This is a genomic window from Allocoprococcus similis (genome assembly GCF_054660775.1).
In genome coordinates this window covers 52,704-78,693 of record NZ_BAAHSG010000038.1, presented here as the reverse complement: position 1 = coordinate 78,693, position 25,990 = coordinate 52,704, and the positions used below count along the sequence as shown (strand labels likewise).

Sequence of the window (25,990 nt, the reverse complement as noted above, 5' to 3'; positions counted from 1 at the left end):
CTGTTCCAGATTTTCTGCGGCAGCTCCTTAACAATATCTATAACTTTCGTTACAAAATTTGTTATAACTGTGCCGCCTTTTTCCTGCATATTTGCGCCCCACTCTGCTATTTTCTCAACGCCCGCAGCGATTGCCTGCGGTATCAGAGTAGGTAGCTCTTTTATTTTATTTATGATTGTCGTTACCAGCTTGCCTGCCGCCGTCAAAATCTTAGGCAGCCCCGTAATCAGTCCTGTTACAATGGCTGCTATAATCTGCGGTATGGCTGCGATTAAAAGCGGTATTGCATCTATGATGCCGTCAATCAATGCAACTATAATATCGCCCGCACTTTCGATAATAAGCGGTATGCCCTCAACCAGTGCATTTATGATAGCCGTTATGATTTCCGGCAGTGCCTCAATCAGTACGGGCAGCGCTGCTACCAGCCCCTGTGCCAGCCCCGTAAGCAGCTGTAATGCTGCTGTAATCAGCAACGGTATATTTTCTATCAGCATGGTTACAATGTTCGTAACCACCGTTACGATTGTTGGCAGCAATGTAGGTAACGCTTGTGCGATACCTTGCGCCAATTCCGTAATAATCTGTACGCCTGCCGCTAAAAACTGCGGTAATATAGTAAGCAGCGTATCTATGATTGTCGGTATAATCTGCCCGATTATGCTTATCATTTCCGGCAGCATTCCAACCAGCGTATTAAGCAAGTCCTGTACGCCGCTCATTAAAGGCGGTAATAACTCCTGTATAACCTGTGGTATATACGTTGCAAGCTGCTCTACGATTTCTCCCAGTCCGCTTACCAGCCTCGGCACTGTTTCTATTACCCTCGGTGCTATATTCCCTACCACTGTTACAATACTGTCTACCAGATTGCTTGTAAGCTGTGAGAAATTCGCCTCGCTGTCTGCCATTCCAGCTACCCAGTTGTCCCACGCTGAACTCATAGAACTAACCGAACCCTCTATTGTTGTACTTGCCTCTTTTGCCGTTGTCCCTGTTATGCCCATTTCCGTCTGTACGATGTGAATAGCGTCTACAACGTCTGAATATGATGAAATATCATACTTAATGCCGGATAGCTTGCTTGCATCATCAAGCAGTCGCTGCATTTCCTCTTTTGTACCGCCATATCCCAGTTTTAAGTTATCCAGCATGGTATAATTCTGCTTTGCAAAACCGTTATAGGCGTTCTGTATAAGCGATATATCAGTACCCATTTTATTTGCATTGTCTGACATATCCGTAATTGCCACGTTTGCCTTTTCTGCTGCCGCTGCCGTGTCATTATTCATACTGGCAAGCAGCGACGCTGAAAAGCTGGTAACTGTTTCCATGTACTCATTTGCAGACATTCCGGCTGTTTTATATGCGTCGTTTGCATAACCAACAACCGTATCAGACGACGTTTTGAAAAGAGTTTCTACACCGCCTACAAGCTGTTCCTGTGCTGCGTATCCCTCTATCGCTTTTGTGGTAAGCGCTCCTATGGCTGTTGCCGCTCCCGCAACTGCTGCCGCCGTCGCCGCTGCTGCCGCTTTAAGCGCTGTACCCATTCCGCTTAGCACGCTTGTAAATCCAGAAAATTTTCCCTTTGCGTCGTCTGCCTGTTCCCCGCTGTCTTTTATTTCCTTTCCCATTTCGTCAGCGGCTTTTTCTGCTTTTTCCATTTCGTCAGTCGTTTTGCCTAATTCCTGCTCTGTCTTTACAAGCGCTGCTTTCTGGTAATTTAACTGGGTTTCAAGTTTTTTACTTTCTTCGCTATTGTCTCCTGTTGCCTTGCGACATTTTTCTAAAGCCGCCTCGGTTTCTTTTACTTTTTTTGCCTGCTCGTCGTATGTTTTCTGTAGTACCGCCTGCTTTGCTTTCAGCGCATCTACGCTGCTTGCATTGTCCTTATATTCAGCCGTTACAAGTTTCATTTCAGAATTAAGCACTTTAAGGGTGCTGTTAATTTCCTTGCAGGCTGCTTTATACTCTGCCTCTCCGTCAAAACTTAACCTTGTTTTGACGTTCTGCGTCTTATCTGCCATAATTAAAAGCCCCCTAACGCTATGTCTATATCGTCCATGTTTTCTGTAGCTGCTGGTGTTCCCGCCTGTTCCTGTCGGAAAATGTGCGGGTTATATTCCTTGTGATATTTAAACAGTGTCGTTATCTGGTATGGTGTTTTTCTCCATGCCTCACGTTCCCTGTATCTCAAAAGCACTACTGCAATATACAAAAGCCGTGCAGTATCTAATTTTCCTGCACGGCTGCCCTGTTTCCCTCTTCTGTTGTTTCTTCTCCGTCGTTTTCGTTCTCTGTGTCGCTGTTGTCTCCCGCAGTTCCTCTGTAGAACGATTTAAAAATAGCGTTCTGTACTTCCTGCAAATTTCCTGCGTGTATCAGTCTGCCTACCCTCTTCTCTTCAAGCAGCTGGGCGTTTTCGTCCTCTGCTAAAAGTGCCTCGTTAATAAGCAGCGTAAGTAACCACCTTGTATCTTTAAAAAGGTTTGGGTTATCTTTATTGAATACCTCACTTAATTTGTCGTAGCCCCCAAACTTTTCCTGCACTTCGTCTAATGCGTTCAGTGAAAAAAGTAAACCATATTCTTTGCCGTTCAGCTCTACGGGAAAAGCCCCGCTCTTTAATGCTCCCATGATATAAAATTAAGGCGCAGCCCATGCTACGCCTCTCTCCTTTCCTGTTTTATACACTTTCCATTGCTGCTGCCTTTTCCGGCACTGCTGTAAACCACGTTTTAGCCGCTGCACTTTCCTCTGTTCCCACAAAGTCTGCTTTCCACAAGTTATCTTTCTTTCTTGTTGTAAAAGATGCCTCAATGTCCGGCGTGTTAAACTTGATACTCTCGCCCTTTGTTTCGTACTTTTCAGACGGTACTTTAAATTTTGCCTTAAGCAGCCATACGTAACGGTATTTACCACCCGTTTTCTTAGCTCTGAACCCTACAGCAACATACGGCGGCTCGTCCTCTTTTCCCGCCCATACTACGCTGTTCTTATCTACTGCCTGCCCCAGCAGCTCTGCCAGCACTTCCGGCGTAAGGTCTTTAATTCCCAGCTTAAGCGTTCCGCTTGCAAACTCCGTGACGCTCTCGCTTAATGTGTCGTCTGCATACAAGCTGCCGTCTGCTGTCTTTACGGATAAATCGGCGCTCATTGCCTCTGCCATTTTCTTAGGTGTCCCGTAGCTCTCTGCTCCGTCTGCCTCTGTGCATACGGCGTAATATAAATCTTTCAGTCCCAGTGTCATTGTTTAATCACTCCTCTTTCAAAATCTCGACTGTGATAGGCACTAACCAGTACCCCGTTTCTGTTTCGTAGCTTTCTGCGTCTATGCTGTTGATATAAACGCCTGCTGCTTTCAATACCTCTTTTGTCTTATCAAGCTGCGCCTCAAAATCGCCCTTATGAAAAAGCGTAACTCTATACATTTCCCTGCGCTCTTTCTCTTCGTCGTCTGCATTTACCGCAGGCGTACCCAGCAGCCGCAGAAACGTATAATATGCGTCTGGCTTATCCCGTCCAGTGTAAACGCCTCTCTGGGCTGGCAACCCTGCGCTTTCTAAAATCTCCTGTATACTCATTCGCCTGTTTCACTCTCCCATATACTGCGCTGTGCCTCTACTACCTTTTCGTGCGCCTTTTCGTTTGCCACTGTCATATAAGGGCGTGCAGCGTGGCTACTTGTGCCGTACTCTGCCACAAAGCCGATTGTTGCATAGCGCACCTTGCTTTTATCTCCTTTTCTGTCGTTTCCATGCTTTGCCCGTCCCTGTGGGTATATCTCTACGTATTTCTCCGTATCGTCGCCCTTTACGTCCGTAGCTTTTATGGAATTGATAAAACCGCCCGTTTCATTCAGTCCCATTGCCTGTGCCTCTGCTCTCTGTGCCTCTATCAGCACATCAGCACCAGCTTTAAGCATTTTGGGGACTGCCTCAACTGTAGCCGCCTCTCTCCGGCTGAAAGCGTCTATAATATCTTCCAGCCCGACTGTGTTAAACTCTCCCATGCTTACACCTCGTTTCTGTGGCGTAAATCTGTAAGCGTAAGCTCTATGGTGTCTGTTCCTGTATCGTAGGTCTTAAGTACAAAATAGCGCCGCCCGTTTACTTCTACTACGTCCTCGCCGCCATAATCTGCCTTGTGTACCTCGTACTTTGCCTCTACCAGTTTTCCTGTCTGCTGGCTCTTAAAATATTCACTGTACCCTACTGATTTTTTGTTACAGAATACAGTGCGGGTGCTTTCTTCCGGCTTTACTGCAAAGCCGTTTTTATTTACCCTGTTTTCTGCTGTTGTTTCTGCAATAAGTGTTAATTCGTCCAGCCACTCCACCGCTTTACACCCCACTTTCTGTGCTGTTGGTGTCCGTTTCGGACACTTGCGGCGCTGTGTTGTATTCTGCTGATAAAGATAAGCGCATTTTAAGTGCGTCGTATGACTTTCTAAATTGTTCCGCAGCATTGTTAAAACCAAACTCTGCCTTGCAATACAGTGTAATTGCTCTGATAATCAACCCGTCTGTCTCTTTTATCACTTTTACGCCGTCGTTTTTCATATCAGCTTTGCAGGCGGCTATACAGTCGTTTATTTCCTCTGTGATTTTCTCACTGGTGCTGCTGATACGCAGCGCCGCCCGCATTTTCTCGGTTAATGTTGTGGTATCTGCTGCCATAGCCTGCACCCTCTTTCTTACTCTTCTATTACTGCTGCTACGCCTGCCTCTTCCAGAACTGCTGCACGTTCTCTGCTTACTGCGTATTCGTCCCCAGTATCCTTAATCTGGTTTAATTCCTTGTCAAGGAAACGGCGCTGTGCTTTTACTTTTACAAGCTCTGTGGCTGCCTCTTCCTCTTCGGCTTTCGCTGCTGCCTCTGCTGCCGCCTCTTCCGCTGCTCTTTTATCCTCTTCTGTAAGCTCGCTTTCGTCCGGTATGTCTACCTCAACCGCTGCGCAGCGTGTAGCAATTTCTTTCTTTGTTCCCTCTGCATCTACACCCAGCTGCTTTGCCAGTTCCTGCAAATCTTCTTTCTTGTAGCTTTCCAGTTCTTTAGCGTCTAAATATCCTTTCATGGTCTACCTCGCTTTCTGGCAGCCAGTGTTTATACACCAGCTGCCTTGTTAATTACACTGCCTCGATTTTCTTTACAACTACAAGGCTGTTTTTGTCTACTACCTTGCCGTCTACAAGCATAATGCCCTTTGTAATCTGGTCGTCTGTGTCGTTGTCCTCATACTTCTTTACGCCCATAGAGTAGTTTGTATTAAGCACGTAGTCCTTGAAATTGAAAAGGAATGCAAAAATTGTATCTTTCGCAAGTGCTGCGCTGTAGCTTGCTACGTAATCGCAAAGTACAACTGTTCTGCCTAAAAGCGTTCTCTCCGGCTTTCCAGATGTTCCATAGTTCACTTTTGCGATAGGCTGCCCGTTCTTATCTGTCATGCCTACATACTCCATAAAGGTCTTTTTACTCATGCACCACACAGCGCCATTTTCATAAGCCATAGGTAAAGCACCCTCTGCCTTAATCAAATCACTGTAAGACGGTGCGGCGCTCTCGATTGTCTGCCCGTCGGCTGGTGTCTCTGCTAAAATTCCTTTCGGTTTTCCTGTTCCGTTTCCGTCAATGATTGCCTGCTCTAACGCTTTTGTCATTGCCTCAACAATATTGTTAATAAGCAGTGTTTCAAAAGCGCTGATTGCCATTGTATCTACTTCCAGAGATACGGCTACTGCACAGCGCAGCTTATGGTATGCAAAAGTAATCATTCCGTCTTTTGCAATATTCTTTTTCTGCTTGTCGCTGCCTGCTCCCTCATTTACCCATGTTGCAGTAGGCTTTACAGTAGATACGGGGATAGAAACGCCGCCCTTGTATGCAGTTCTGGTTACAAGGGCTAAAATCATTCCTGTGCTTTCCAGTTTCTCTACAATCTGGTTAAGCACTGTGGTAGGAATAACTGCGCCTACGTCCGTGCTTTTGCTTACTGCATCTGCTCTGTACTCTTTCGGCAGCGCCTCGCCTCTGCACACGTATTTCATAAATGCTTTTCGGTATTCCATACTGCCGTACTTGTCGTCGTTATCGCCCTCTCCTGCTGCGCCCTTGAAATTTCTAAGCACTCTCTGCTGTCCCTCGCCGCCGTTTCCGTCGTCTACATTCTCGCCTGCTGCAATTCTCGCAAGTAAGGCGCTGCGCTTTTCTGCTGCCGCTGTAATCGCCGCTCTTTCTTCCTGCAATGCAGTTACTTCTTTTTCAAGTGCTGTAATTTCCTCTTCTTTCAGCTCTGCCGCTCTTGTGGTAAGCTCTGCCTTAATCTGTGCTAATCTTTCCTCGATTTCTTTTAATCTCATTGTTATGTTTCCTTTCTTGTCTTGGATTTTATAAGCTCGCTCTAATCTTTAGTATTGCTGCCCGCCTCTTAAGCAGCTCCTGCCTCTCCTGCTCGTAACTCCTACTCGCAAAAGCACGGGCGCTTATTTCAGTATCGCCGTTTGCTGGAATGCTCACGGCTGATACATCATAAACTTTCTTGATTTTCAAAATCGTCCTTGTGTGTGTTTCTCTGTCGTAGCTTTCCTCTGCTACGCTAAAAGCCCACGACATTTTATTTATCATGCCTGCCTCTATGTCTTGGTATAGCCCACGGGCTAAATCTGTCTTGCCTAAATCAGCCGCCACCTTAAGCCCTTTATAGTCCGGCTGTAAAATCAGCGTCTTGTTTGACTGTCTGGCAAATACCCTGCCCTCATGGTCGTACTGCATGATAACGTCGCTCATGTCTGCGCTGTCTAAAGCGTGTGCGTCTATTCTTTCGTAAATCTTTGTGCCGTCCTCAAATTCATACAGCAAATACGGCGCATCAAACGTAGTGGCGTAACCCTCCACGTAATACTCCGTCTGTATCAATTTCGTTGCACTCTGCGCTGTCAATGGCGCTGCCAGCGCCCTATATTCCCGCTCTTTCTTAATCGGCATTATTTACACCCTCTTTCTCTCCCAGCCCGCCTGCTGGTTCGCCTGCTGCCGCTGGCGGTGTCTGCTGCGGCTCTGCCTGCTGCCCTGTTGCTATGGGCGCTTGCTGTATAATTATCTGTGGCTTTCCATTACTGTTTTGCAGTTCGCTTACCTCGGTATACTCTTTGCGGATATAATACTTTTCCCCGTCCTCAACGTGTGCCATGTTCCATATATCCATAACGCCGTTTCTGTTTAGTAATGCACGGTCAAAAAGCTGCGTGCTTACGCTTAGCTTTGTTGCGTTGCTGGCATATTGCAGGCGGTTTGCTGAAAAGAAAATAGCATTACCGCAAGCTCTTTCTCTCTCGGTAAAACTCATATTTGTCATAACAAGCGATAGCTGTATTGCAAACGGTTCTATTTTCCCCTCGTAGTAAGCATTCCACGTATTTTCATCAAATTTATTTTGTAAAATATCCATGTTTGTACCAAAATGCGTGCATACATTTTCCTGTATATTCTGCATCTGCAATGCGTTTGGCGTGTATGGTTTGCTCTCTACCTGTTTCAGCTCACTAAACTTGTTATCATAAATTATCATGCCGCTATCGTTGTCGGCGGTTAAGTTATCCTCGGTAAAACGCTGTCGCTCTTTCTTTATGTCCTCTGGTTTCAGTATATTTGCCACCTTTGCCAGAAAGCGGATATTTGCAGAATTTTTGACAGCGTTTATAATTCCCTCGTTTTGCGTATGTATCAGCTGCATTGTTGGCTTAAGTGTTCTGTTGTCCTCTCCGAAAAGGTCGTCTGTGTATTCAAAATCTGTCATAATGCCTACACGTTCAAACTCTATAGCTCCATGCTCGCCATTTGCAAACAGATACCGTAAATACACCTGCCCTGCTGCCTCTACGACTTCGCAGCGTTGCGCCCTCAATGGATACCAGCCACAAAGCCGCCCGTACTCGTCCTCGATAGGTATAATAAAAGCGGTGTGTTCCACCGCTACATACGTTGCCAGACGCTTAATAAATTTTGTTGTGTCCATAAAATAGTTGGGCTTATGCTGTAGTGTCTTTTCCAGTGACTTAAGGGCGCTGCCCTCAATCTCCGGCTTAAGTTTACTGCAATGTGTCGCAAAGCTGTTTACTGCCGTTCTGGTTAAATCCATTTCATATACGCCGCCGTTATAACTGGTAAACGTCGGGCTGTATCCGTTCAGCATTTTAAAATAGCTGTCGATATATCGCAGCTCTTTACCATGAAAAAGATAATCTAAAAATTTCATGCCGTTTACTCTCCTTTCTATGCGGCATTTTTAAGCAGCTCGCCGCACTCTTCCCAGTATTTCTGCCGCACGGTCATTGCATCTATGACAGATACAAAGCCGTCGATATGCGCCCGCTGCTCGATTTTTATAGGTCTGAATTTTCTTGTTTCCATGTTGTGCTTAAGCGCAACATTTAAGAAATGTGTCTTTAGTAAATTGTTGTCGGCTATCTTAAAATCGCCGTCTTTTATGATGCCCTCAAACTCCCGTATAACTGGTGTAAGGTTCTCGCCTTGGTAAACGTCGTCCATGTGAAAACCATAATTTGCCATATCGGTAATAAGGTACTGGGCGCTGTATCTGTCGTAGCCGATTTTCAACGGTCGTATGCCGTAATCTTCCAGCAGCATAGTAAACCAGCCGTAAACGTCGTGGTAATCTACGTAATTCTCGCCGCTTAAGGTTATCAGCCCCTTTTTAACGAATATGTCATACGGCACGCCGTCCGTAGCCTGTAAGTATTCCAGTCTGCCCCGTGGCATAAAGAACTGTGTAAACGCATACAGTGTACCGTCTTTCTGAATAACCACACTGGCTGCTGTTAAGTCCGTTGTCTGGCTTAAGTCGATACCGCCCACTGCGTAGCAGTCCCTAAAGTCCTCTAAGGTCTTTTCTACTCCGGCGTTCTCTACTGTCTGATATTCCAGCCATGCAATAGAGCTGTTCTGCTTGATATTGCAATACTTTGTAAGGAACTCTGCTTTTTTACTTAAGCTGCCCTCTGCTACTGCTATCTCGTCCATAAAGAAACTTTCTTTTACAGATACGCCCATGTTAGGGTTAGCCTTTTTCAGTTCGTCTATGTCGTTCCACTTCTCCACATCATCAATCATGTAAAGGAATGGTAATAGCCTGCGCTCTTTGCTGTTTCCTTTCAAGAAACTTGTGCTACGTTTCATTAGTTCATCATAAATACTGTCGTTGATATATCCGGCAGTGCTTATGCTCAATATCATAGGTTGAGTACGTGCGCCTAAAGCGGATTTCATAACCTCATACTGCTTTAGTCCAGCGTCCCCGCTCCATGCTGCCATTTCATCACATACCACAAGCTGCGGGTTAAATCCGTCTGACTTCTTGGCATTAAAAGCAATCGGTTTTATTACCGTGTTGCTCTCCGCAATATAAATATCGCTGCGCCGTTTCTTTGCCAGCTCCGCTAACTCGTCCTCTGCCTGTACCATTTGATAAAATCCGTCATACACCAGCGCCGCTTGGTCTAATTTCGGCGCTAAGCAGTATATTTCTTGTCCATACTCCGGCTCTAAGTACGCCATATATGCAATAATCGCAGATGCAAATAAACTTTTTCCGTTTTTTCTGCCAATTACAATAAAAATTTCACGGAAAATACGTATTTTTTCTGCGTCCTGTATGCCAAAAATAACAGAAACTATGGCTTTCTGCCATAGCTCCAACTTGATTAAATCATTACGTCCTTTGCTGTGGTGGCAAAAGTTCTCTATGAACCGTATAGCCTTATTCGCAGCCTTTGCATTAAAAAAATACTCCTGCTTTTGCAGCCCGTTTATAATGATTTCGTATATTTTCTTTATCCATTTTCCCGCTATGATTTCGCCGCTTGTAATCTTTGCGTGGTACTCATAGATATAATTTCGATAAGGCGGCAATATTGCTTACTCTTCCCGCAAAGCCGCCAGCCTGCTTGTCTTTCGTTTCGCAGCTGGTACTAATTCCGTAAGCTGCTTAATCACTGCTGCATAGTTCTTACTAAGCGCTATGTAGGTTTCTGCCTCTGGGCTTTTCTTTGTTCCCCACTGGTTCTGCCCGTTCTGGTACTCACTCGTCCAGCCGTCTTTTTCAAGTTTCGCCTGCAAGTCGTCCAGCTCAATGCTCATAAATGCAGCCTTTTCTATCAGCGGCGTTACTAATTTTCTTTTGTTTTCGTCTAAGTCCTTGAAAATTCCCTTAAGTCTGGTCTTTTCGGTCTTTATCCTCTGTTCTTTGGTTTTCTCTTTCTTTGTTGCCATTCCTTTACCCCGCTTTCCATTCCTGCGCCGCACCACACCCCCTACACCACCCGTGCGCACGCCCGTAGGGTAATTTTAGGGTATCCCCCTCGGTATTCGCCCCCTTTAATTATTTTTCTGATATGGGGGGAGTATGCCGCCGTTCTCGTCGAACTGATACCGCTTATGCCTCTCCTGTTTGTGGTGTTCCTTGTTGTGGCAGTCTTGGCACAACGCCTCTAAGTTATCCCAGCACAACGTAACGCTTATGTCGTTTATGTTCTCTCTGTTAAGCCAGTGCTTATGATGCACTATCTTTGCTGGCTGCCCGCAGCGTTCACAAATATAATCTTGTGACATTAAATAAGCGGCTCTGGTTTTTTCCCATGCCGCTGATAAATAAAAACTCTTAGCCCATGCTTTCATACTGTCCCCTCTCTTTCTTCATTCCCCAGCGCCCTAAGTTTCATGCGCTGGGTGGAGGCTAAAGAATGAATAGAAAAAGAGTAGGCAACTGCTGCCGCACACGGCTTAAGCTATCGCCTACTCATTTCATGCTACCATTGTATCTCTTTTGTTTTCCCATGTAAACACCACGTTTTTACCACGATATTACCCGCTGCTGCTCTGTTATCATTTCTCTTACTGGCACGCCTGCTGCTCTTAGCTGCTCGTATATACTCCTTATCTCGTGCCTAAACCAGCCTGCATACTGCATGGGTACTGGCTGATATTGCCGCCCCATAAATGGGTTATCCGCATACGCTGCCACCTGTGAAAACTCATATAGCAGCAGTGGCTTACTCTGGTCTAATAATAGCCGCAATATATATGCTGTCGTTCTTCCGTGTAGCCGTCCCTCTGGCGGCTGCCATATCCCAGTTATTATATATAACCTCTGCCACTCGTAAAGCTCAAATCCTAACGCCTGCTCTATATGCTTTATCAACCTGTCTGCCGCCTGCTGTTCTCTCGCTGTTTCCCGCTTTCTTTTTATCCATGCTTTTATTTTTTCAAACACTTACTTTACCCTCTCTTCGTCAATCCCCCACAATAATACTGACAGCTCGTTTATGATGCCCGTAACCCAGCGCCTCGGTGTGTTCTTTCCTGTATCCAGTTCCTCTGCGATTTCCGCATAGTCCATGCCCTGCATGAAATACATTTCAAAAGCCTTGTACTCTACACCTCTGCCTGCTGCCTCTCTGCGGCGCTCTATCTCTTCTACCGCTTTGTCTATATGCGCTGTCATTATCAATGTCTTAAAGCGTGTGCGTCTGATACTCTCTAAGTATGTACGCTGCTGCTCGTCCGTCATGCCTTTAAGTTCTAACTGCTGCCCGTCGCTTATTGCGTTCTCGATATGAAAAGCCATATCACGGTAACATTTCATAAGCGTAAAAGTGTTGTGGTATTTCTCTTTCTTCCTCTCCTGCTTTTCCTGTCGTTTCAGTTCCGTTATTGCAGCCTTTGCCTGTTTCTGCATCAGCTCTGTTAATTCGCTTTCATGCAGTTGTACCCAGCTTTCAGCCTCTGGCGGCATTTCTACCCCTGCCGCCGCTGTTGTCTTTGTTTCTTCCTGCTCCATGTTCTGTACCTCGCTTTCTGTTAATTAAACGGCAGCTCTTCGTCTGCTCCCTCTGGGATATTCATAAACCCGTCACTCTCCGGCAGTTGCTGCCCTCTCGCCTCTGCCTCTGCTTTGCTCTCTCCAAATCCTACGCTATTTGCCACAACCTCTGTGTAATATACCTTGCTGCCCGTGCGCTGGCTCTCGTAGCTGCCTGTTTTAATCTTACCAGTAACCTCTGCCCTGCTGCCTTTGCTTAACCATTTCTGCGCCCATTCCGCAGTACGTCCGAAACACTTAATATTTATAAAATCTGTGTCTTTCCCGTCGTCTACCGCAAGCGTAAAGCGGGTAATAGCTGTGCTATTGTCCTGCCCGCCATATCTAAGCTCTGGCTCTCTTGTAAGCCGCCCTGTAAGTGATACGTTATTCATTCTCTCTGCCCCTCTCTTCCAGTTTGTCCAGTTTTGAAAATATAGCCAGCAATTCCAGTGCGATAATTCCCAGTAAAATATTAGTCATTTTCTACCGCCTCGCTTTCTTCTCTCAATCCTGCCGCAACATTGCTGAACGCTGCCGCCATGTTCTCGCATAATGTCGCCAGTGCTAGCTTTATACTCTGTACCCAGTTGTTAATAGCTGCCGTCAGTGTTTCTTCTGCTGTTGGTAAGGTTTTATTTATCTGTCTTGCCATTTTTCTTGCAAGCCTGCGCTTTTTTCGCTTGTCCAGCTCTAACGGCTGGTTTACTCCATGCTTTTTCTTATAGTTCTTTTTCCACTGTCTGTATTTCACTGCTTACGCCCCTTTCTCCATATCGCATACGGCAATATCCATACTGGCGCTGTTATTATCAACACCGCTTTTGCTATGCATATCGTCACAAATACTGCTACGTCTACTGCTGCCCGTCCAATTTCTTCCACTGCATCTACTATGCCGTCCATATACTCAAACATTTACTACCCCGTTTTCCTGCTTAATCTCAATATTTCTGCCGCCTCGCTGTTTTATGATTGCCTCTACGTGCAAGTATGCAGGCAGCATAACCACGCTGCCTGTTCGTAACTGATATTCTACGCTTTTCCGCATCTTCTCGTATTGCTCTGCCTTGCAAAACGCCGTACAGCCCAGAATAATTGTAAATACCTGTGCTTTCTTCTTTTTCCGCTGCCGTCTATTCATGTTCTGCCCCGCTTTCCGTGTCCGTTTCGGACACCTTACCTGTATAGTCTGTTACTCTGATACCCAGAATACAGTAGCCCTCTGTAAGCCCTGTATAATCTTCCAGCATATAAATAATATCTGCATCAATCGTGCGCCCTGTATGCTTACCGTCCTTAAATTCCAGCATTTTAAGGCTGTCGCCCTGTTTATAGCCTCTGTCATTCTTCCGTAGCTCAAAGCCTTTTTTCCCGCTTACTACGTCCTCGTAATAAGATGCCACTATTTTTATCTCATGCTGCTTATGCTCTGTGTTTCCCTCGCTTGGCAGATGCTCCATTTTTTCTGCGTCTGCCCGCTCCTGCAATTTCTTCTTTGTCTGGCGGTCTATAGCGTCCTGCTCTTCGTTGTACCGCTGTTCGTCCGTCTTTTCAGCCTCTGCCTTGTTTATGTACTGGTCGCATTTCTGGCACGTTCCCGTTTTTACGTTGCAGTCCTTGTATTTCTGGCAGGAATAGCACAAAGACGTTATGCTTTCTGGGTGCGGTGTTTCGTAATCGTCCCCTGCCTTTTTCTCTGCTACCTTTTCCGCTATTTCCTTTGCCCTCACATTTTTGCCCGCTGCTGCTTTTTCCGCTATTTCTTTCTGCTCGTCCTCGTCCAGCTTTGCTGCCTCGTATGCAGCAGTGATACCTAAATTGCCCTCTTTCAGCTGCTCTTTAATCTCCGGCGTTGCGTTGTTGTTGATTGCGTCCATCCTGGCTACGTTTGTGCTGCTTTCGTTTATCATAGCCGCCACTAAATCACGCATTTTGCCTTGTATCTCTAAGCCGTCCTCTTCCTTGGCTCTGATAAGCGCCGCTTTTGTACGCTCTACTAATCTGGTTTTTTCATAGGCTGTAAGCTCCTGCGTAAATCCGTTGCCAGCCAATAAGCGCAGCTCATACATTGCCTCGCTCATATCCATAAAGCGGTAAAGCACTTTCTCATACTCCTTATGCCCCCGCTCTAAGTTCAAAATATTTGCCGCATTACGTCTGTGTCCGTCGATTATACGGTATTCCCCGTTTACTCTCGCCAATACTGTAGGCTGTTCCTGTCCTACGTGTAAAAAGCTGTCTGCCAGCTCTTCTATGTTCTCTAATTTCTGGTGCGTATTCTCCTGCGCTGCCTTTACCTCGTAAGGGCTTAAATAAATCTCTTTGTATCCCTCTGTCTGTGCCTGCTGCCCTGCTGCTTTCGTCTTTGCGTTCAGAATGTCGTTAATACCAAACTTTGCCATATTCTCTACCTCGCTTTCACAATCCTTTGTTTTTTCTTGCACTGTCCCATTACTCCGTTACACATTTCGCACGTTCTCCAATGCTCGCAAGCGTCGCTTTGCGGGCATTTCTTCCCTGCAAATTTACTGCCCCAGTTCCAGCACTCCGTACCGCCAGTCCTGCGGCAATGCCAGTAAACGCATAATCTCTCTTTATGTGCCACGCTTGCTACCTCGCTTTCCCTGTATACGCTGTTACAAATTTCTTGTACCCCTGCGCCGCTCCGCAGCATGGGCTATACTCATAAATCGGCTTACGCATGAAAGTATTTTCTGCTACTTTCTTGGAATACCGAATAATACCCAAAATATTAAAATCTGTCTTTTGTTCCAGCCACTCTACGCCTGCTGCCTCGCCGTCTGTGTTCTGGTATGACGTAATCAGCACGCCTGCCAGCTTTAATGCTGGGTTAAATACCTTTGCGTCCTCTATCTGCTCTGTCACAATGTCCAGCCCCTCTAAAGCGTCCTCGTCCACCTTTACGGGTACTATTACCTCGTCCGTGATTGCCAGCGCATTTACAACATTAAGCCCAATATCCGGCGGGTTATCAATGATGCAGTAATCATACTTGCCGTATATGGTGCAATCTCCGTAATACTGCATCTTTGCATATACCAGCGCTTTATATCTCTCTATCTGGTTTTCGCTGTCCTCTTTGGTTAAATTCCATGTAGCCCCAAAAAGTGACATATTCGCCGTTACAATGTCGATACCCTCATACTCTGTATGCTGTATCAGCTCGTCTGCGTTTTCCCAGTCCCCAGCCAGTAGCCTTGTAACTGGTGCTACGTTCTCTGCATCATATCTGCTGTACGCCTTGCTTAAGTTTCCCTGCTTATCGTTGTCAATCAGCAGCACCTTATAACCTCGCCTGTAAAGCTCGTACGCCATGTTTGCCGCTGTAAAGGTCTTGGCTACGCCACCCTTTAAATTCAAAATGCTTATTGTTTTCATTCTTTGCCTCTCTTTCCTGCGTTCGCCTCTAACGCATGGTTACTGTTTCCTGTTCTTTTGTAAGCTCGTCTGAATGTAATAAATACTGCTCTATCAGCTGCGCTGCTGGCTGCCAGCCGTAGCAGACGGCGGTATAATAGCCCTGCTGCCGCAGATACTCTAACCACTCTTTTTGTTTCTTGGTCGTTGTGTTCTCGCCTGCCTTAAGCTCTATGTAAAGCCCATGATACCCAGCCCTTGCAGCTGGTAGCATAATGTCTGGCACGCCAGCCTTTACGCCCTGCCTCTTAAGCACCGCTGCTGTTGCTTTATCACGTTTGCCGCCGTTTGGCACATGATACATATATTGCAGTTCCGGCATAAGCCCTGTTCTGTATGCAGCCCAGCTAAATAATGCCTCTTGATGCCCGCTTTCGTCGTCCAGTCTAAAGTTTCTCATTTTCTCGCCTCGCTCTCTGCTTAAATTCTACATACTGGCAAATTCTAAAAAGCAGCCCGTCCTTATGCGGCTTGCTGTTCTCTATCGCCAAAAGCGTTATTGTTTCCTCGCTTTGTAGTCCTGCATTTCCCAGTACGTCCCAGCGGCATATATCGTAGTATCTGCACCGTAGGCAGCAGCGCTTACAGTCCTTGCCTTTCTGGAATAACCAGTATTTAATTTTTTCTATCATGTTTTCTGCCCTTTCTGCTGCCGTTGTCTTTCCAGCTCTCCTGCTGCTCAAAAATAGCCGCTGCAATTCTAAACGCCAGATATGCTGCCACAATCAGTGCCAGCAGTCCGGCTATTATCAACACTGCTGCAATGGCAACGCCCTTGATTATCTGCATTTCAACCCCCCCTATCTGTTATTTTTACTAATGTGTATCTTAAATACCCGTAGCCGTAATACTCTGGACTGTGTACCCCCATGCTTACGCTGTTCTTGTCCACGTAATAGCCCTTTATTGCTTTTGGCTCTTTCTTGAAATACTCACGGTCTGAAATTATGTGGTACTCTGGTTCTGGTCTTACTAAATTCTTGCTGCAATTCCAGCGCTTGCCCTGTAATGCTCCGTCAGTACCCTTTTTGTGCGTTCCTGTATACTTGATTAAATAACTTGCCAGCTCTGCATAGTTGCCGCTATCGTCCAGTGGGAATACCTTAACCCTGTTATGCCCCTCGTATGCCTTATACCAGCAGCGTTGTAAAATCTCTGTATCAATTTTATTTACTACAAGGTGGTGATGCCTCGCACCTTTCTTGCCTATCTCCATAACGTGTATGTATTTGAACTCTAACCCTGCTTTTCTGTACTCCTTTCTGCACTCCCTCAAAAATACGTCTATGTCCTGCCGCATCTGCTCCGGCGTTCTGTCCGGCTCTCCTTTCCTGCGGATATAGTCAAGCACTAAATGGTAGTCCCCATAGCCATAGTTTGCATTTATGAGTATCCTTAACTTTCTCTCTGCCTGTCTGGTGTTTACTTTCTCCTGCTCTTCTTTTGTTGGCTTTACTTTATCCCCTCTGCTGATACCTTTCTTTTTGTACCTGCTGGTAAAGTACCTCTCTATCTCTATCGTATTTCCCGCTTTTGTTACCCTCTCTACGTATGGCATATATCTACCTCTCTGTCGGTTCGTTAATACTTTTATCAAGTGTTAAAACGGGCTGCCTGCCCGTTAAATTTCTTGACTTTGCGCCATACATAGCTTATAATTTTTATAGTATTTCAAAGCTGTATAGCTTAGCGCCTATGGTGTTTCCCCACCGTAGGCGCTTTTATTTTTTCATGTTTCCTGCCGCTCTCTTATGCGGCTTAAGGCATACTCATAAGCCCGTCTGTACGGCTCTCTGCAATCGTAGCCCGTGCAGTTGTATAATTTGCTGCCCTTGCAAAATTCGCAGCTATGCAGCTTTGCGTAATCGCTCGCCGCCCTCTCCTGTCGCTTTTCCTCATATTCCAGATGCCGTTTAATCTGGTTTGCATCTATAACCGCAATTCCCAGCATATTTGCTGTATGTATTTCTCTGTCCATTCCCTCTGTTATGCCGTATTTCACACCAGCAATAACAAAATCGCAGCCTTTCAGCAGTGCAAGCCCCGCAGCCATGCCCCTTGCCCGCTCTTCCGGCTTTTTATCGTCCATGCACTGCGTCATATATAAATGCGGCGTAATGGGTGCTAAGCCCGCCTCTAACGCCTGCCGTGTCAGCTGCTGCGCATAATCTATGTTTCTGTCCAGCTCTGCGCCGTCTTTCGCCCTGTATGGGCTGCATATATAAACCTTTCTCATGCCTTTTTACCCGCTTTCTGTTGTGCCTCTGCCCGTGCCTGTTCATTTCCTGCCAGATATGCTGCTAAGCACATCAGCTCGTCTGCTCCCTTTTGGTCTATAAAATTACAATCAACGCAGCATTTACAGTACCCCGTAATCTGTAAATATCTGTCGTATACTTCCTGTGGTGTCTGGCACTGCTTTAAGCTGTCCACCATGCCTGTAAGCTGCTGTATTGCCTTTATGCCTGCCTCGCCGCCCTTTCCGTGTATCCCTACTGTAATCTGCCGCATTTTTGTTGCGCCGTCTGCTCCTAAAATTGTTTTACTCTTCATTCTGTGCCTCGCTTTCTTCTTTAAACCCAGCCAAAAGCATAGTCATTGCATCTATCGCTGTATCAAAATGTTTCCCCAGCTCTGCTGCGTCAATAAGCCCCTGCTTTGTGTTTCTTCCGTTCCCTTTCATTACTTTCGTTTGCAAAATAGGTTTTAACTGGCTAAGCCCAGCTATGCTGTTCTCTAACTCTTCCTCACTCACGCAGATTTTTACATAGCCCTTGCCGATATGTTCAACACTCATTTTCTGCCTCTTCCTTTCTTCTAATCAGCCGTACCGATACCTCATAAGCTGTGCGCTGTTCTCTTTCTCCTGTGGCTGCATCAAGTACCTTTTCATACTGGCGGCTCTGATACCGTCCCAGCAGCTCTACAGTGTCGCCCTGCTGCCACTGCGCCGCCTCGTCTGCCTGTTCCTGCCAGCAGATGCACGGTAAAAAGCAGCTGCCGCCTGTAAGCTCATTTCTTACCTTTACCGTAATATCAGTAATGCGCTTGCCTCTCGGTGTTTCTCTGTATGTTGGCTTATTCGCTATAACGCCTCTTACTGCCGCCTCGTCCTGCTCTACTGCCTTTTCCGATACCGCCACAAAATCTGCCAGAATATATACCAGCAGTCTACCGCTCTGGAAGTCCTTAAGCGTCTGCACCTTACCTGTCAGTAAAAGCCTGCTGCCCTCTACAAATTCCTGCATAACGTCAAATTCTATGCCGTTGCAAGCCCTGTATGGTACGTCCTCTGCAAATACTACCGTTACCTCGTCCGGCACGCCGCTTGGTCTTACTGTTTCCAGCTTTGCCATATAACCACAAAACGGCAGCCCGCATAGCTGCTTAATTTCCTTAATCTGTGTAAGCGTTCCTACCAGTCCCGCTGCATTTTCCTTGATACCGCCACCTGTAAGCTCGTCCATGATTGCAGTATCTAAATCCCGTAAAAAATCCGGCTTTTTCTTTGTCATACTTCCTGTCCTTTCCTTTCCTGTATGTATATGGTGTAGTAAAGTGACATCTGCAAATCACTAAACTTATACTGTGCTGTCTGGTCTGGCTCTAATGGTTTCATAAGCCCCAGCTCTTTCCAGCGTTTGTGCGTTATCTCCGGCACTGCCCTAAACTTCTTTACCTCATGCTCTCTGTATTTTCGGTATTCCTCGCTTATCTCATGGTCTGCAAACGGTTTGAACGCTGCCAGATACCCTACGTAAACCTCTGCTTTTCCCTCGATAATGCGCAGGCGGTCTGAACTCTCCAGCGTGCCTATAAATTCCTCTACTGTCACTGTCTGCCTCTCCTATTTCTCCGGCATTTCGTACAGCCTCGGTATTACTGCTGCAAACGGCTGTACGTCCATGCCGCCCCTTACTATAGCTGCACCGCCAGCCGTAAACAGATAGCTTACGCACGCTTTCTGTATCTCGTCCAGAACCTCTAAGCAGCGCTCTTTTGTGGCATACTCTCCGATTTCCTCTAAACACCCGTCACTTATGCAAATTACGTGGCGCTTTTTGTCTGCCTCTGCGCCGCCTCTCTTTTTCTTTATGTCCTCGTACTCTCCATACTCTACGCAGGCGTAATTACCGCCCAGTCTATACAGCTTTTCTTTATTCTGGCTGCGTATATATACCTCGCTCATTGCCTTTATCTCCTTGCCTCTAAGTTTTCCATTTCAGAAATGCAGTTTGACGGTATCAGCTCATAAGCTGCCGCCTCTATTTCTGTAAGCGCCTCTTTGTACTCAATGTATCCCCACGCCTGCCGTGCTATCTCTGGTACGTTCTGCCGTTCCTTAAAATTTTCTATATGTAAAATCTCGTTTCCCTGCGGCTTTGGAAATGTCCCCAGTGATAACGGGCGTAAAGGGCTGTAATATTTGTGGCTCATTCCCCCGCCCCGCTTTCTTCTTTATGTTCTTGGTAGCCCTCTAAGTAGCCTATTGCCTCTACGTCAATGTCCTTGCCGTCTTTACCGTCGTTATTTATCCGAATTTTGCCGTAGTAGGCGTAAATACAGCAGCCGTCATAGTCATATACTCTTATGCTGCCCTCTGTGGCTGCCTCTGGTGTTTCAATAACCAGCGGCTCTGCCTGCTGCATCTGTGCTGCTACCTGTTCGTCTGTTACTGGCTCGCTGTTCTTTCCTCTGTACCAGATAGCCAGCATAAACAAAATAATTGCCAGCACGCCTGCTGCTATAATGGCTACGTACTGTATCAGTTTCTTAACTGTCTGTCGTTTTCGTTTTCTCATTTCCCGCCTCGCTTTCCTCTATCATTGCAACCCTGCTACGCCGTTCTATCCCCGTAGCCATAAACGCTATTTTCATATCTCTTTCGTTAAATTCGTCGTAGTCTCCTACTGGTGCATCTTCTGGGAAAATCTTCTGTGCCTGTATGAAAGCGTCCATAAATGTACTTAATTCCTCATAAAATACGTTTCTGTAAAATTCAAACTCTAACTCTATTTCGATTTTCTGCGCTTTCGTGCAATATATGCCGATTTTCTGCCGCCGTCCGTATGGCTTGTATGCTGTTCTGTCAGATTTAGCACCCATGACCTTATACATACACTGCCGCAGCAGTTTTATTTCGTGCTTTCCGTTGTAGGAAAATATCGTATATTCATACTCTTCCTTTTGTAGTTCGTCTAAGGAATTTATACCGTTATCCTTAAGCAGCTTTGCAAGTTTCTTTTGCGCTGTCGTTTTCTCGCCGCCTACGCCCCGCTCTGCCAGTGCTTGCAGCTTTTTAATACGCTGTATTGTTTTTTCGTCCATGTATTGCCCTCTCTTCTGTAGCAAAATAGTAGTTGTCTACTATCAGCATTTTTTTACTGAAAAGGCACATAAGCCCCAGCGGTACGGTAATAACCGCTATTGTTATGTCGCCCTCTGTCGCCCATACTGCCAGCACGGTAACTGCCAGCATTGCAAGCCCGTAGGCTTTCTGCTTAATGAAATACCAGCGGCGGGCTTTCTTTGCCTGCTCCCGCTGCCGCCTCTGCTCTTTTTTCTTACGCATATCTGCTATGGCATCTGCATAGCCTCTCTGGTATGCGTCCTCTACTATCAATGCCTCTGCTGCCATTCTCTGCCTCTCTTCCTTTCGGCGGCGCTCTCTGTCTTTCCATGTGTGCCGCTCTCCTGTTCTGGCGTTTGGTTTTACCGTGCGGGCTGCTTTTCGCATTAAAAAGCAACTGAAAACCTGTTGACTGTCCACATACTTTCTGGCTGGTATGACCGCCGCTATTTTTCCACGGTATACAGATTGCAGCTATTAGCCTGCTGCCCTCTGCCGCAGGCTCGCCATGCCTGCTACGCAATGTGCCGTGTGGGACTTGAACCCACGACTTGCCGCTTATGAGGCGGCTGCTCTAACCAACTGAACTAACGGCACTCGTGGCGGCTGCTGCCGCCTACTCATTAAATAAAAATCCTTTTTCTATTAAAAACCTTATCCAATCGCAGCCCGTTACGTCGTCCCGCTCAATGAATTTGTAAAAGTCCTCTGCGTCCACTATTCCGTATTTCTTCAAAATGTTTTTTGCGTTATTTATTGCTGGTGTCGTAAAAACACAATCTGCATAAAATGTATCTTTAGCCGTTTTGTAGTTGTTTCTTTCTGTCGGTATCATCATTTCCACCGTAACTACATTCTTTTTACTTTTTCTTCCTATGCCTTTTCTTATTACTACCGCCTCGCTGAATAACCAGCCATTCCAGCCCCAGCGCATAGGCGCAAACTGTGTACGTGGTACTTGTATTAAATCCCCTACTTGTAATTTGTTAAAATCTACTGCTTTCATGTTTTCCCTTTCTTTCGTTTTTGCTGGTTTATAATGCCTGCTGCCCTGCTGCCGCTGTGTACGTTTTCAGTGTGGCGTTGCAGCGTTTGAACTCTCTATAAATTGTGTCCCTATGTGTTCCCAGCACCTCTGCAATATCGCTTACACTGCTGCCCTGCTTACTCATAGCCTCTATGGTCTGCCTGTCCTCGTAATGCAGACGCTTGTACTTTCGTTTCGCCATGTTCTATGCTCCTTTCCGTCCTCATTTGCTTTTATGGTAAAAAAATAAGCGTGTCAGAGTTTTTACGCTCTGCACGCTCTTCTTTTCTGCTGTTTCCTATAAAAAAAGAAAATCGGCAGAGGCTTTATAACCTCTTGTCGATTTTCATTCTAAAACTTATCTTATTTCTTTGATTCCGTCGTCTTCGCATTCGGGTAAATCATTTTCATCTTCGCATCATCATAATGCACATCCACCCACTTCTGGACAACATTCGTCGCCTGTACACCATTTCCTCTTTCATTGTATCTTACCAGTGCCACACAGGATACCAGAATATTGCAGACCATAAATACTAATAAAAACCAGGTCAAAAGCTTTCCTGCAACTGCCGGTATTTTTTCAATCCATTTTTCCACTGGCGGAAATAATATTTTAAACCATACAACTGCAGCAATTCCCCAGAAAAAACAGTAAAGCAGATTAATTCGTCCTCCCAGGTTAAACGGGATCTTGCTGTAATCCCAGAACACTTTTCCAAATACAAGTTCCGTAAACACGCTACAGAGATACTCATACGCACCACCAAGCAGTGTCCCCGTAAGGAATAGAAAACGATCCCCTTTATCCTTATACTTGTATAAAAGTGCCGTAACAAGTGCGATTGCAAGTCCCCAGACAATGCTGAACGGTCCCCAGACCACACTGCTTCTGCTCATCCATACCCCTGCCGTCACACGGCAGAAAATTGTTTCCGTGATATCTCCCAGAAAAGCACCGATCATAAACAGCATCACGATTTTATAAAAACCGCATCCTTTTGCGAATACCTCTTCTTCATCCTCTTCCCGGATTGCCTCTTCGACCTTCCTTGCCTTTGGGTATGCCCTTTTCAGACGCTTTTCCAGGCTTCTGATAATTTTTCCTGCAATCTTGGCACTTACCTTATCCATCCCGGCATCGGTTGCAATCCACCGCTCCGGATTCTTACTCTTTCCGGTAAGGAGCATAAAAGAACCAAAGATGTCAATAAAAAGTACCACAATCAGTGTCAGCAGCACAATATGCATCAAAAGCTTCGGCAGAATATGTAATAAAACCAGTGTGATCCCATTACACCATCTCACAGTCAGATAACCCAGAACACCCCAGAACAGCGAAACCGGAAGACAGATATATCCATCCAGGTTCCATTTGATGTTTGAATAATCCCACCATCTCGCCTTAAACGCTTTTTCAATCAGATGACCGCTGACCCATTCTGCCACAGTCGCATAAACAGCTGCAAAAATGAACAGCCAGACTCCACGAAGTTCCTGCAAGCCGATCGTCATCGCAATTGCCGTCAGACCATACAACACACAAAGCGGTCCGTTAACCAGACCACGATTGGCAAACTTCTTCTGTTTCAATGTTGCCGATATCGTTTCCAATACCCAGCCACCAAAAGAATAAATGAAAAAAAGCCACAGTAATTCATATCCAGTATAGTGATTCATAGTCTTCTCCTTTGTAAGTTCATGGTATCATCTTATCATGCAGACCATGAACTTACAATTGAGATTTTATCCATAAACAACTTGTATAACACCAATGATCCCAAACAGAATTGCCAGATAAAATGTAAATTCTGCCGCTCCCGGTCTCAATACACCCAAAAGCAACACCAAAGACGATCAGTGACATAACAAAACTTCATATATCCAGTTTTTTACTTCCATTTGTTCTACCAATCCTTTCTTTCGTCTTTTCAGTTATAATACATTCACTTTATCATCTGCTCACACGCATTTCAAGCTTAAATGCTCTCCCAAGAGTATTATTGTTCGTCTATTCATTCGTTTAATTTATATATTTCTCTATTTTTATCTATATCTAATATTTATTGCATATTTTTAAGATAATTTTATTTTTTTCAGAATTTTTATTGACATTTTGTATTTTATGCGATATTATAATATCAACAAAACAAAAGGAGGACGGACCACCAGAAACTTAATCTTAACTCCAAAGTCTAAGAAAGTAAGAGGTATGGACCAAAGGACACTTAATTTAAAACTCGGACAAATCTAATGAAAGTAAGAGGTACGGACCAAAAGGAACATAATTTAAAACCAGAACAAAATCTAAAGAAAGTAAGAGGTACAGACCACCGGAAACTTAATTTAAAACCAGAACAAATCTAATGAAAGTAAGAGGTATGGACCAAAAGGAACATAATTTAAAACCAGAACAAATCTGATGAAAGCAAGAGGTACAGACCAATGGCAAGATAATTTATACAATATCAAATCAATGAGAGTAAGAGGTACAGACCAATGGCATAATAATTGAAATTTATATAAAAAAAACTATTTGAGATAATAGTTTCAGATAGATAAGAAGTGAATAAGGAGGATAATCCAATGGATGGATCAAATTGAAATCCACTGTAGCTGAAAGATCAGATACAGTGGATTTTTTATGACATATTTTCTGTTCCAAATTCAAGAGCGCGCCTGATGACGCGCTCAATTTCTGCCGATTCATAATACAGCAGATTCTATGAATTCTTCCGGTCCATATCCCATACTGCCTTACCATCATCACAGTATTCCAGATCCGGGCATTCCCCCTGTACAAAGGAATAAACCGGTTCTTTTCCCTCATATTCCTGAATGATACCGCTTAATTTGGCAAGCATTTTTTCTTTATCACCCGGAAGATGTCCTCTGACTCTCACATGGATAAAGTCATGAAAACCATCATATAAAATATTTGCTCCTGCTTTTTCCGGTGCGATCCTCTCGATCAGATGATATTCTTCACGAATTGTTTCCAGCTCATCTGCCGGAACAAAAGTACCTTGCCGTATATCTTCATACAACGGAACTTCTTTATGCAGAAACATGGAAAAATTCACTACATGCGCCGGATTGGTCCTGTTCAGGAACTGCGCCAGTGCTTCTGCATTTTCCATTCCTCTTCCTTTTCCTGCGACTCCGGTCATAATATGTGCATCATAGATCAGCCCTGCTTCATGAAGCCTGTCAATTGCCTGGTACGCCTGTCCCAGGTCATGATCCTTTTTCATAAATTTCAGTACATCATCCAATCCACTTTCAATTCCAAGATACAGATGCTTTACTTTTTTTGCTGCAAGCATTTCCAGTTCTTCCTGGCTTTTATGTAAAATACTTGTAACGGTTGCATCCATATTGACCCCTTCACATTCCGGGAAGTAATATTCGATCCGATCCAGAATCTCATACAATTTCTCCGTCTTCAGGCCAAACGCATTGCCATCCCCCAGAAAGATCTTTTTCGGCTTTCCATTCAGATCACGAACTCTCTTAAGTTCCTCTTCAATCTGTTCTATCGGAAGCTCCCGATACTTCAGATGCCGGAATAAATTGCAGAACTTACACTGGTTGTATGAACATCCAACCATTACCGGAAGCATAAAAGAACTTCTCTCCATCGGTGCCCGGCAAATCTGTCCTTCGTAATCCATACATCACACTCCTATGCTTCTGCATAATAGACATAGTTTTCTTTTCTCGGTTTAGCTACAGGAAGTTCTGCTGCCGCATATCCGAGCACACAATGTCCAATTCCTTCATAGTCTCCTTCGATTCCCCATTTTTTCAAAAGAGCCTTTCCTTCCTCAGATTCAAATTCTTCTTTTGCACGGTGAATCCAACAGCTTCCGATTCCAAGAGAATGTGCCGCATTCATCAGATTCCCCATCACAAGGCTTCCATCATAAAGATAAGTTGGTCTTGCCTTGTCTGCAAGTACAATAAGAACTACCGGTGCTCCATAAAATGGATCTGTATCTGTTCCCATGATCTTTGCATTCATTGCAGAGAGCTGATCTCTCGTTGCTTTATCGGTCACTGCTACGATGATCGGTGACTGCATCCCCATTCCTGTTGCCGCATAAGTTCCAGCCTCAATGATCGCATCCAGATCTTCTTTACTGATCATATCCGGTTTGTAGCTGCGGACGCTTCTGCGCTCTTCCATGTTTTTGATTACTTCATTCATAAATTTTCAGCTCCTTTCAAATCTGTTCTTATTGTAACACGATTCAAAAGGAGCTGTACCTACTATTTTCTTAAATTTTTATATC

Annotated in this window: 40 protein-coding genes and 1 tRNA gene; all 41 read right to left on the bottom strand. The window is 45.2% G+C overall.

Annotation, left to right across the window (positions count from 1 at the left end):
- On the bottom strand, window positions 1-2,030 hold a 2,030-nt coding region (locus ACYQ5K_RS14050; RefSeq protein ID WP_459777804.1), incomplete at its 3' end, for a phage tail protein.
- A gap of 205 nt (window positions 2,031-2,235) precedes the next feature.
- Window positions 2,236-2,640, bottom strand: a complete 405-nt coding sequence (locus ACYQ5K_RS14045; protein ID WP_009297822.1) for a hypothetical protein — start codon at window positions 2,638-2,640, stop codon at window positions 2,236-2,238.
- Window positions 2,641-2,689: 49 nt separating this feature from the next.
- A complete protein-coding gene (locus ACYQ5K_RS14040) occupies window positions 2,690-3,253 on the bottom strand; it encodes a major tail protein (protein ID WP_002591275.1) in 564 nt (187 codons plus the stop codon).
- A 7-nt stretch (window positions 3,254-3,260) separates the two neighbouring features.
- Complete coding sequence (locus tag ACYQ5K_RS14035) at window positions 3,261-3,587, bottom strand: hypothetical protein (RefSeq protein WP_002591274.1); 327 nt, start codon at window positions 3,585-3,587, stop codon at window positions 3,261-3,263.
- Window positions 3,584-4,015 carry a hypothetical protein gene (locus ACYQ5K_RS14030; RefSeq protein WP_002591273.1) on the bottom strand — a complete coding sequence of 144 codons (432 nt, stop codon included), beginning with the start codon at window positions 4,013-4,015 and terminating at the stop codon, window positions 3,584-3,586. Before ACYQ5K_RS14030 ends, ACYQ5K_RS14035 begins: the two co-directional genes overlap by 4 nt.
- A 2-nt stretch (window positions 4,016-4,017) precedes the next feature.
- Window positions 4,018-4,341 (bottom strand): hypothetical protein, encoded by a 324-nt coding sequence (locus ACYQ5K_RS14025; RefSeq protein WP_117552277.1) that lies wholly within the window; start codon window positions 4,339-4,341, stop codon window positions 4,018-4,020.
- Window positions 4,342-4,345: 4 nt separating this feature from the next.
- The gene (locus ACYQ5K_RS14020) at window positions 4,346-4,681 is read right to left on the bottom strand and encodes a phage head-tail connector protein (RefSeq protein WP_118652724.1); all 336 of its coding nucleotides are present in this window, start codon (window positions 4,679-4,681) and stop codon (window positions 4,346-4,348) included.
- A 17-nt stretch (window positions 4,682-4,698) separates the two neighbouring features.
- Window positions 4,699-5,079: a hypothetical protein gene (locus ACYQ5K_RS14015; RefSeq protein WP_021904695.1), complete on the bottom strand. Its 381-nt coding sequence runs from the start codon at window positions 5,077-5,079 to the stop codon at window positions 4,699-4,701.
- A gap of 52 nt (window positions 5,080-5,131) precedes the next feature.
- Window positions 5,132-6,361, bottom strand: a complete 1,230-nt coding sequence (locus ACYQ5K_RS14010; protein WP_002591269.1) for a phage major capsid protein — start codon at window positions 6,359-6,361, stop codon at window positions 5,132-5,134.
- A gap of 28 nt (window positions 6,362-6,389) precedes the next feature.
- Window positions 6,390-6,986 carry an HK97 family phage prohead protease gene (locus ACYQ5K_RS14005; protein ID WP_002591268.1) on the bottom strand — a complete coding sequence of 199 codons (597 nt, stop codon included), beginning with the start codon at window positions 6,984-6,986 and terminating at the stop codon, window positions 6,390-6,392.
- Entirely contained in the window at window positions 6,976-8,256 is a 1,281-nt protein-coding gene (locus ACYQ5K_RS14000) for a phage portal protein (protein ID WP_002591267.1), read from the bottom strand. The genes ACYQ5K_RS14005 and ACYQ5K_RS14000 overlap by 11 nt, the downstream gene beginning before the upstream one ends.
- Before the next feature lie 17 nt (window positions 8,257-8,273).
- On the bottom strand, window positions 8,274-9,929 hold the full coding sequence (locus ACYQ5K_RS13995; RefSeq protein WP_002591266.1) for a terminase large subunit: 1,656 nt from the start codon (window positions 9,927-9,929) through the stop codon (window positions 8,274-8,276).
- Window positions 9,930-9,935: 6 nt separating this feature from the next.
- On the bottom strand, window positions 9,936-10,289 hold the full coding sequence (locus ACYQ5K_RS13990; protein ID WP_174805388.1) for a hypothetical protein: 354 nt from the start codon (window positions 10,287-10,289) through the stop codon (window positions 9,936-9,938).
- A 105-nt stretch (window positions 10,290-10,394) separates the two neighbouring features.
- Window positions 10,395-10,694: an HNH endonuclease gene (locus ACYQ5K_RS13985; protein ID WP_390423288.1), complete on the bottom strand. Its 300-nt coding sequence runs from the start codon at window positions 10,692-10,694 to the stop codon at window positions 10,395-10,397.
- Window positions 10,695-10,869: 175 nt separating this feature from the next.
- Window positions 10,870-11,289, bottom strand: a complete 420-nt coding sequence (locus tag ACYQ5K_RS13980; protein WP_055272326.1) for a hypothetical protein — start codon at window positions 11,287-11,289, stop codon at window positions 10,870-10,872.
- Complete coding sequence (locus ACYQ5K_RS13975) at window positions 11,290-11,856, bottom strand: sigma-70 family RNA polymerase sigma factor (RefSeq protein ID WP_009297812.1); 567 nt, start codon at window positions 11,854-11,856, stop codon at window positions 11,290-11,292.
- A 20-nt stretch (window positions 11,857-11,876) separates the two neighbouring features.
- Window positions 11,877-12,272: a single-stranded DNA-binding protein gene (locus tag ACYQ5K_RS13970; protein ID WP_002591261.1), complete on the bottom strand. Its 396-nt coding sequence runs from the start codon at window positions 12,270-12,272 to the stop codon at window positions 11,877-11,879.
- A gap of 80 nt (window positions 12,273-12,352) precedes the next feature.
- Complete coding sequence (locus ACYQ5K_RS13965) at window positions 12,353-12,631, bottom strand: hypothetical protein (RefSeq protein WP_459777803.1); 279 nt, start codon at window positions 12,629-12,631, stop codon at window positions 12,353-12,355.
- Window positions 12,628-12,795 (bottom strand): hypothetical protein, encoded by a 168-nt coding sequence (locus ACYQ5K_RS13960; protein WP_459777802.1) that lies wholly within the window; start codon window positions 12,793-12,795, stop codon window positions 12,628-12,630. The genes ACYQ5K_RS13965 and ACYQ5K_RS13960 overlap by 4 nt, the downstream gene beginning before the upstream one ends.
- Window positions 12,788-13,021 (bottom strand): hypothetical protein, encoded by a 234-nt coding sequence (locus tag ACYQ5K_RS13955; RefSeq protein WP_002591257.1) that lies wholly within the window; start codon window positions 13,019-13,021, stop codon window positions 12,788-12,790. The genes ACYQ5K_RS13960 and ACYQ5K_RS13955 overlap by 8 nt, the downstream gene beginning before the upstream one ends.
- The gene (locus ACYQ5K_RS13950; protein ID WP_002591256.1) at window positions 13,014-14,282 is read right to left on the bottom strand and encodes a ParB/RepB/Spo0J family partition protein; all 1,269 of its coding nucleotides are present in this window, start codon (window positions 14,280-14,282) and stop codon (window positions 13,014-13,016) included. Before ACYQ5K_RS13950 ends, ACYQ5K_RS13955 begins: the two co-directional genes overlap by 8 nt.
- Before the next feature lie 208 nt (window positions 14,283-14,490).
- Entirely contained in the window at window positions 14,491-15,279 is a 789-nt protein-coding gene (locus tag ACYQ5K_RS13945) for a ParA family protein (protein ID WP_009297807.1), read from the bottom strand.
- 28 nt (window positions 15,280-15,307) lie between these two features.
- Window positions 15,308-15,718, bottom strand: a complete 411-nt coding sequence (locus tag ACYQ5K_RS13940; RefSeq protein WP_055214531.1) for a VRR-NUC domain-containing protein — start codon at window positions 15,716-15,718, stop codon at window positions 15,308-15,310.
- 215 nt (window positions 15,719-15,933) lie between these two features.
- Window positions 15,934-16,107, bottom strand: coding sequence for an N-acetylmuramoyl-L-alanine amidase (locus tag ACYQ5K_RS13935; RefSeq protein ID WP_118293901.1), 174 nt, complete (start codon window positions 16,105-16,107; stop codon window positions 15,934-15,936).
- A gap of 1 nt (window position 16,108) precedes the next feature.
- Window positions 16,109-16,876, bottom strand: a complete 768-nt coding sequence (locus ACYQ5K_RS13930; protein WP_022279754.1) for a rolling circle replication-associated protein — start codon at window positions 16,874-16,876, stop codon at window positions 16,109-16,111.
- 171 nt (window positions 16,877-17,047) lie between these two features.
- Window positions 17,048-17,554, bottom strand: a complete 507-nt coding sequence (locus tag ACYQ5K_RS13925; RefSeq protein ID WP_390423270.1) for a DUF7768 domain-containing protein — start codon at window positions 17,552-17,554, stop codon at window positions 17,048-17,050.
- On the bottom strand, window positions 17,551-17,871 hold the full coding sequence (locus ACYQ5K_RS13920) for a hypothetical protein (protein ID WP_459777801.1): 321 nt from the start codon (window positions 17,869-17,871) through the stop codon (window positions 17,551-17,553). The genes ACYQ5K_RS13925 and ACYQ5K_RS13920 overlap by 4 nt, the downstream gene beginning before the upstream one ends.
- A complete protein-coding gene (locus tag ACYQ5K_RS13915) occupies window positions 17,861-18,115 on the bottom strand; it encodes a toxin PIN (protein WP_390423264.1) in 255 nt (84 codons plus the stop codon). The genes ACYQ5K_RS13920 and ACYQ5K_RS13915 overlap by 11 nt, the downstream gene beginning before the upstream one ends.
- On the bottom strand, window positions 18,105-18,833 hold the full coding sequence (locus tag ACYQ5K_RS13910) for a single-stranded DNA-binding protein (protein ID WP_459777800.1): 729 nt from the start codon (window positions 18,831-18,833) through the stop codon (window positions 18,105-18,107). The genes ACYQ5K_RS13915 and ACYQ5K_RS13910 overlap by 11 nt, the downstream gene beginning before the upstream one ends.
- On the bottom strand, window positions 18,830-19,153 hold the full coding sequence (locus ACYQ5K_RS13905) for a hypothetical protein (protein WP_118628455.1): 324 nt from the start codon (window positions 19,151-19,153) through the stop codon (window positions 18,830-18,832). The genes ACYQ5K_RS13910 and ACYQ5K_RS13905 overlap by 4 nt, the downstream gene beginning before the upstream one ends.
- 12 nt (window positions 19,154-19,165) lie before the next feature.
- Complete coding sequence (locus ACYQ5K_RS13900) at window positions 19,166-19,507, bottom strand: long-chain fatty acid--CoA ligase (RefSeq protein WP_118628456.1); 342 nt, start codon at window positions 19,505-19,507, stop codon at window positions 19,166-19,168.
- A gap of 5 nt (window positions 19,508-19,512) precedes the next feature.
- The gene (locus ACYQ5K_RS13895; protein ID WP_390423258.1) at window positions 19,513-19,755 is read right to left on the bottom strand and encodes a defense against restriction DarA-related protein; all 243 of its coding nucleotides are present in this window, start codon (window positions 19,753-19,755) and stop codon (window positions 19,513-19,515) included.
- Window positions 19,752-20,120 carry a hypothetical protein gene (locus ACYQ5K_RS13890; protein ID WP_390423255.1) on the bottom strand — a complete coding sequence of 123 codons (369 nt, stop codon included), beginning with the start codon at window positions 20,118-20,120 and terminating at the stop codon, window positions 19,752-19,754. Before ACYQ5K_RS13890 ends, ACYQ5K_RS13895 begins: the two co-directional genes overlap by 4 nt.
- The gene (locus ACYQ5K_RS13885) at window positions 20,092-20,646 is read right to left on the bottom strand and encodes a hypothetical protein (RefSeq protein ID WP_459777799.1); all 555 of its coding nucleotides are present in this window, start codon (window positions 20,644-20,646) and stop codon (window positions 20,092-20,094) included. Before ACYQ5K_RS13885 ends, ACYQ5K_RS13890 begins: the two co-directional genes overlap by 29 nt.
- The gene (locus ACYQ5K_RS13880) at window positions 20,618-20,956 is read right to left on the bottom strand and encodes a hypothetical protein (RefSeq protein WP_172594735.1); all 339 of its coding nucleotides are present in this window, start codon (window positions 20,954-20,956) and stop codon (window positions 20,618-20,620) included. Before ACYQ5K_RS13880 ends, ACYQ5K_RS13885 begins: the two co-directional genes overlap by 29 nt.
- 235 nt (window positions 20,957-21,191) lie before the next feature.
- A tRNA-Ile gene (locus tag ACYQ5K_RS13875) sits at window positions 21,192-21,265 on the bottom strand.
- A 19-nt stretch (window positions 21,266-21,284) separates the two neighbouring features.
- Window positions 21,285-21,674 carry a hypothetical protein gene (locus tag ACYQ5K_RS13870; protein WP_390423248.1) on the bottom strand — a complete coding sequence of 130 codons (390 nt, stop codon included), beginning with the start codon at window positions 21,672-21,674 and terminating at the stop codon, window positions 21,285-21,287.
- A gap of 28 nt (window positions 21,675-21,702) precedes the next feature.
- On the bottom strand, window positions 21,703-21,897 hold the full coding sequence (locus tag ACYQ5K_RS13865; RefSeq protein ID WP_118628460.1) for a helix-turn-helix domain-containing protein: 195 nt from the start codon (window positions 21,895-21,897) through the stop codon (window positions 21,703-21,705).
- A gap of 161 nt (window positions 21,898-22,058) precedes the next feature.
- On the bottom strand, window positions 22,059-23,375 hold the full coding sequence (locus tag ACYQ5K_RS13860; protein WP_459777798.1) for a putative ABC transporter permease: 1,317 nt from the start codon (window positions 23,373-23,375) through the stop codon (window positions 22,059-22,061).
- A gap of 1,043 nt (window positions 23,376-24,418) precedes the next feature.
- Complete coding sequence (locus ACYQ5K_RS13855; RefSeq protein ID WP_459777797.1) at window positions 24,419-25,369, bottom strand: radical SAM protein; 951 nt, start codon at window positions 25,367-25,369, stop codon at window positions 24,419-24,421.
- Between the two features lie 11 nt (window positions 25,370-25,380).
- Complete coding sequence (locus ACYQ5K_RS13850; protein WP_173688050.1) at window positions 25,381-25,905, bottom strand: nitroreductase; 525 nt, start codon at window positions 25,903-25,905, stop codon at window positions 25,381-25,383.
- Window positions 25,906-25,990: the final 85 nt, after the last annotated feature.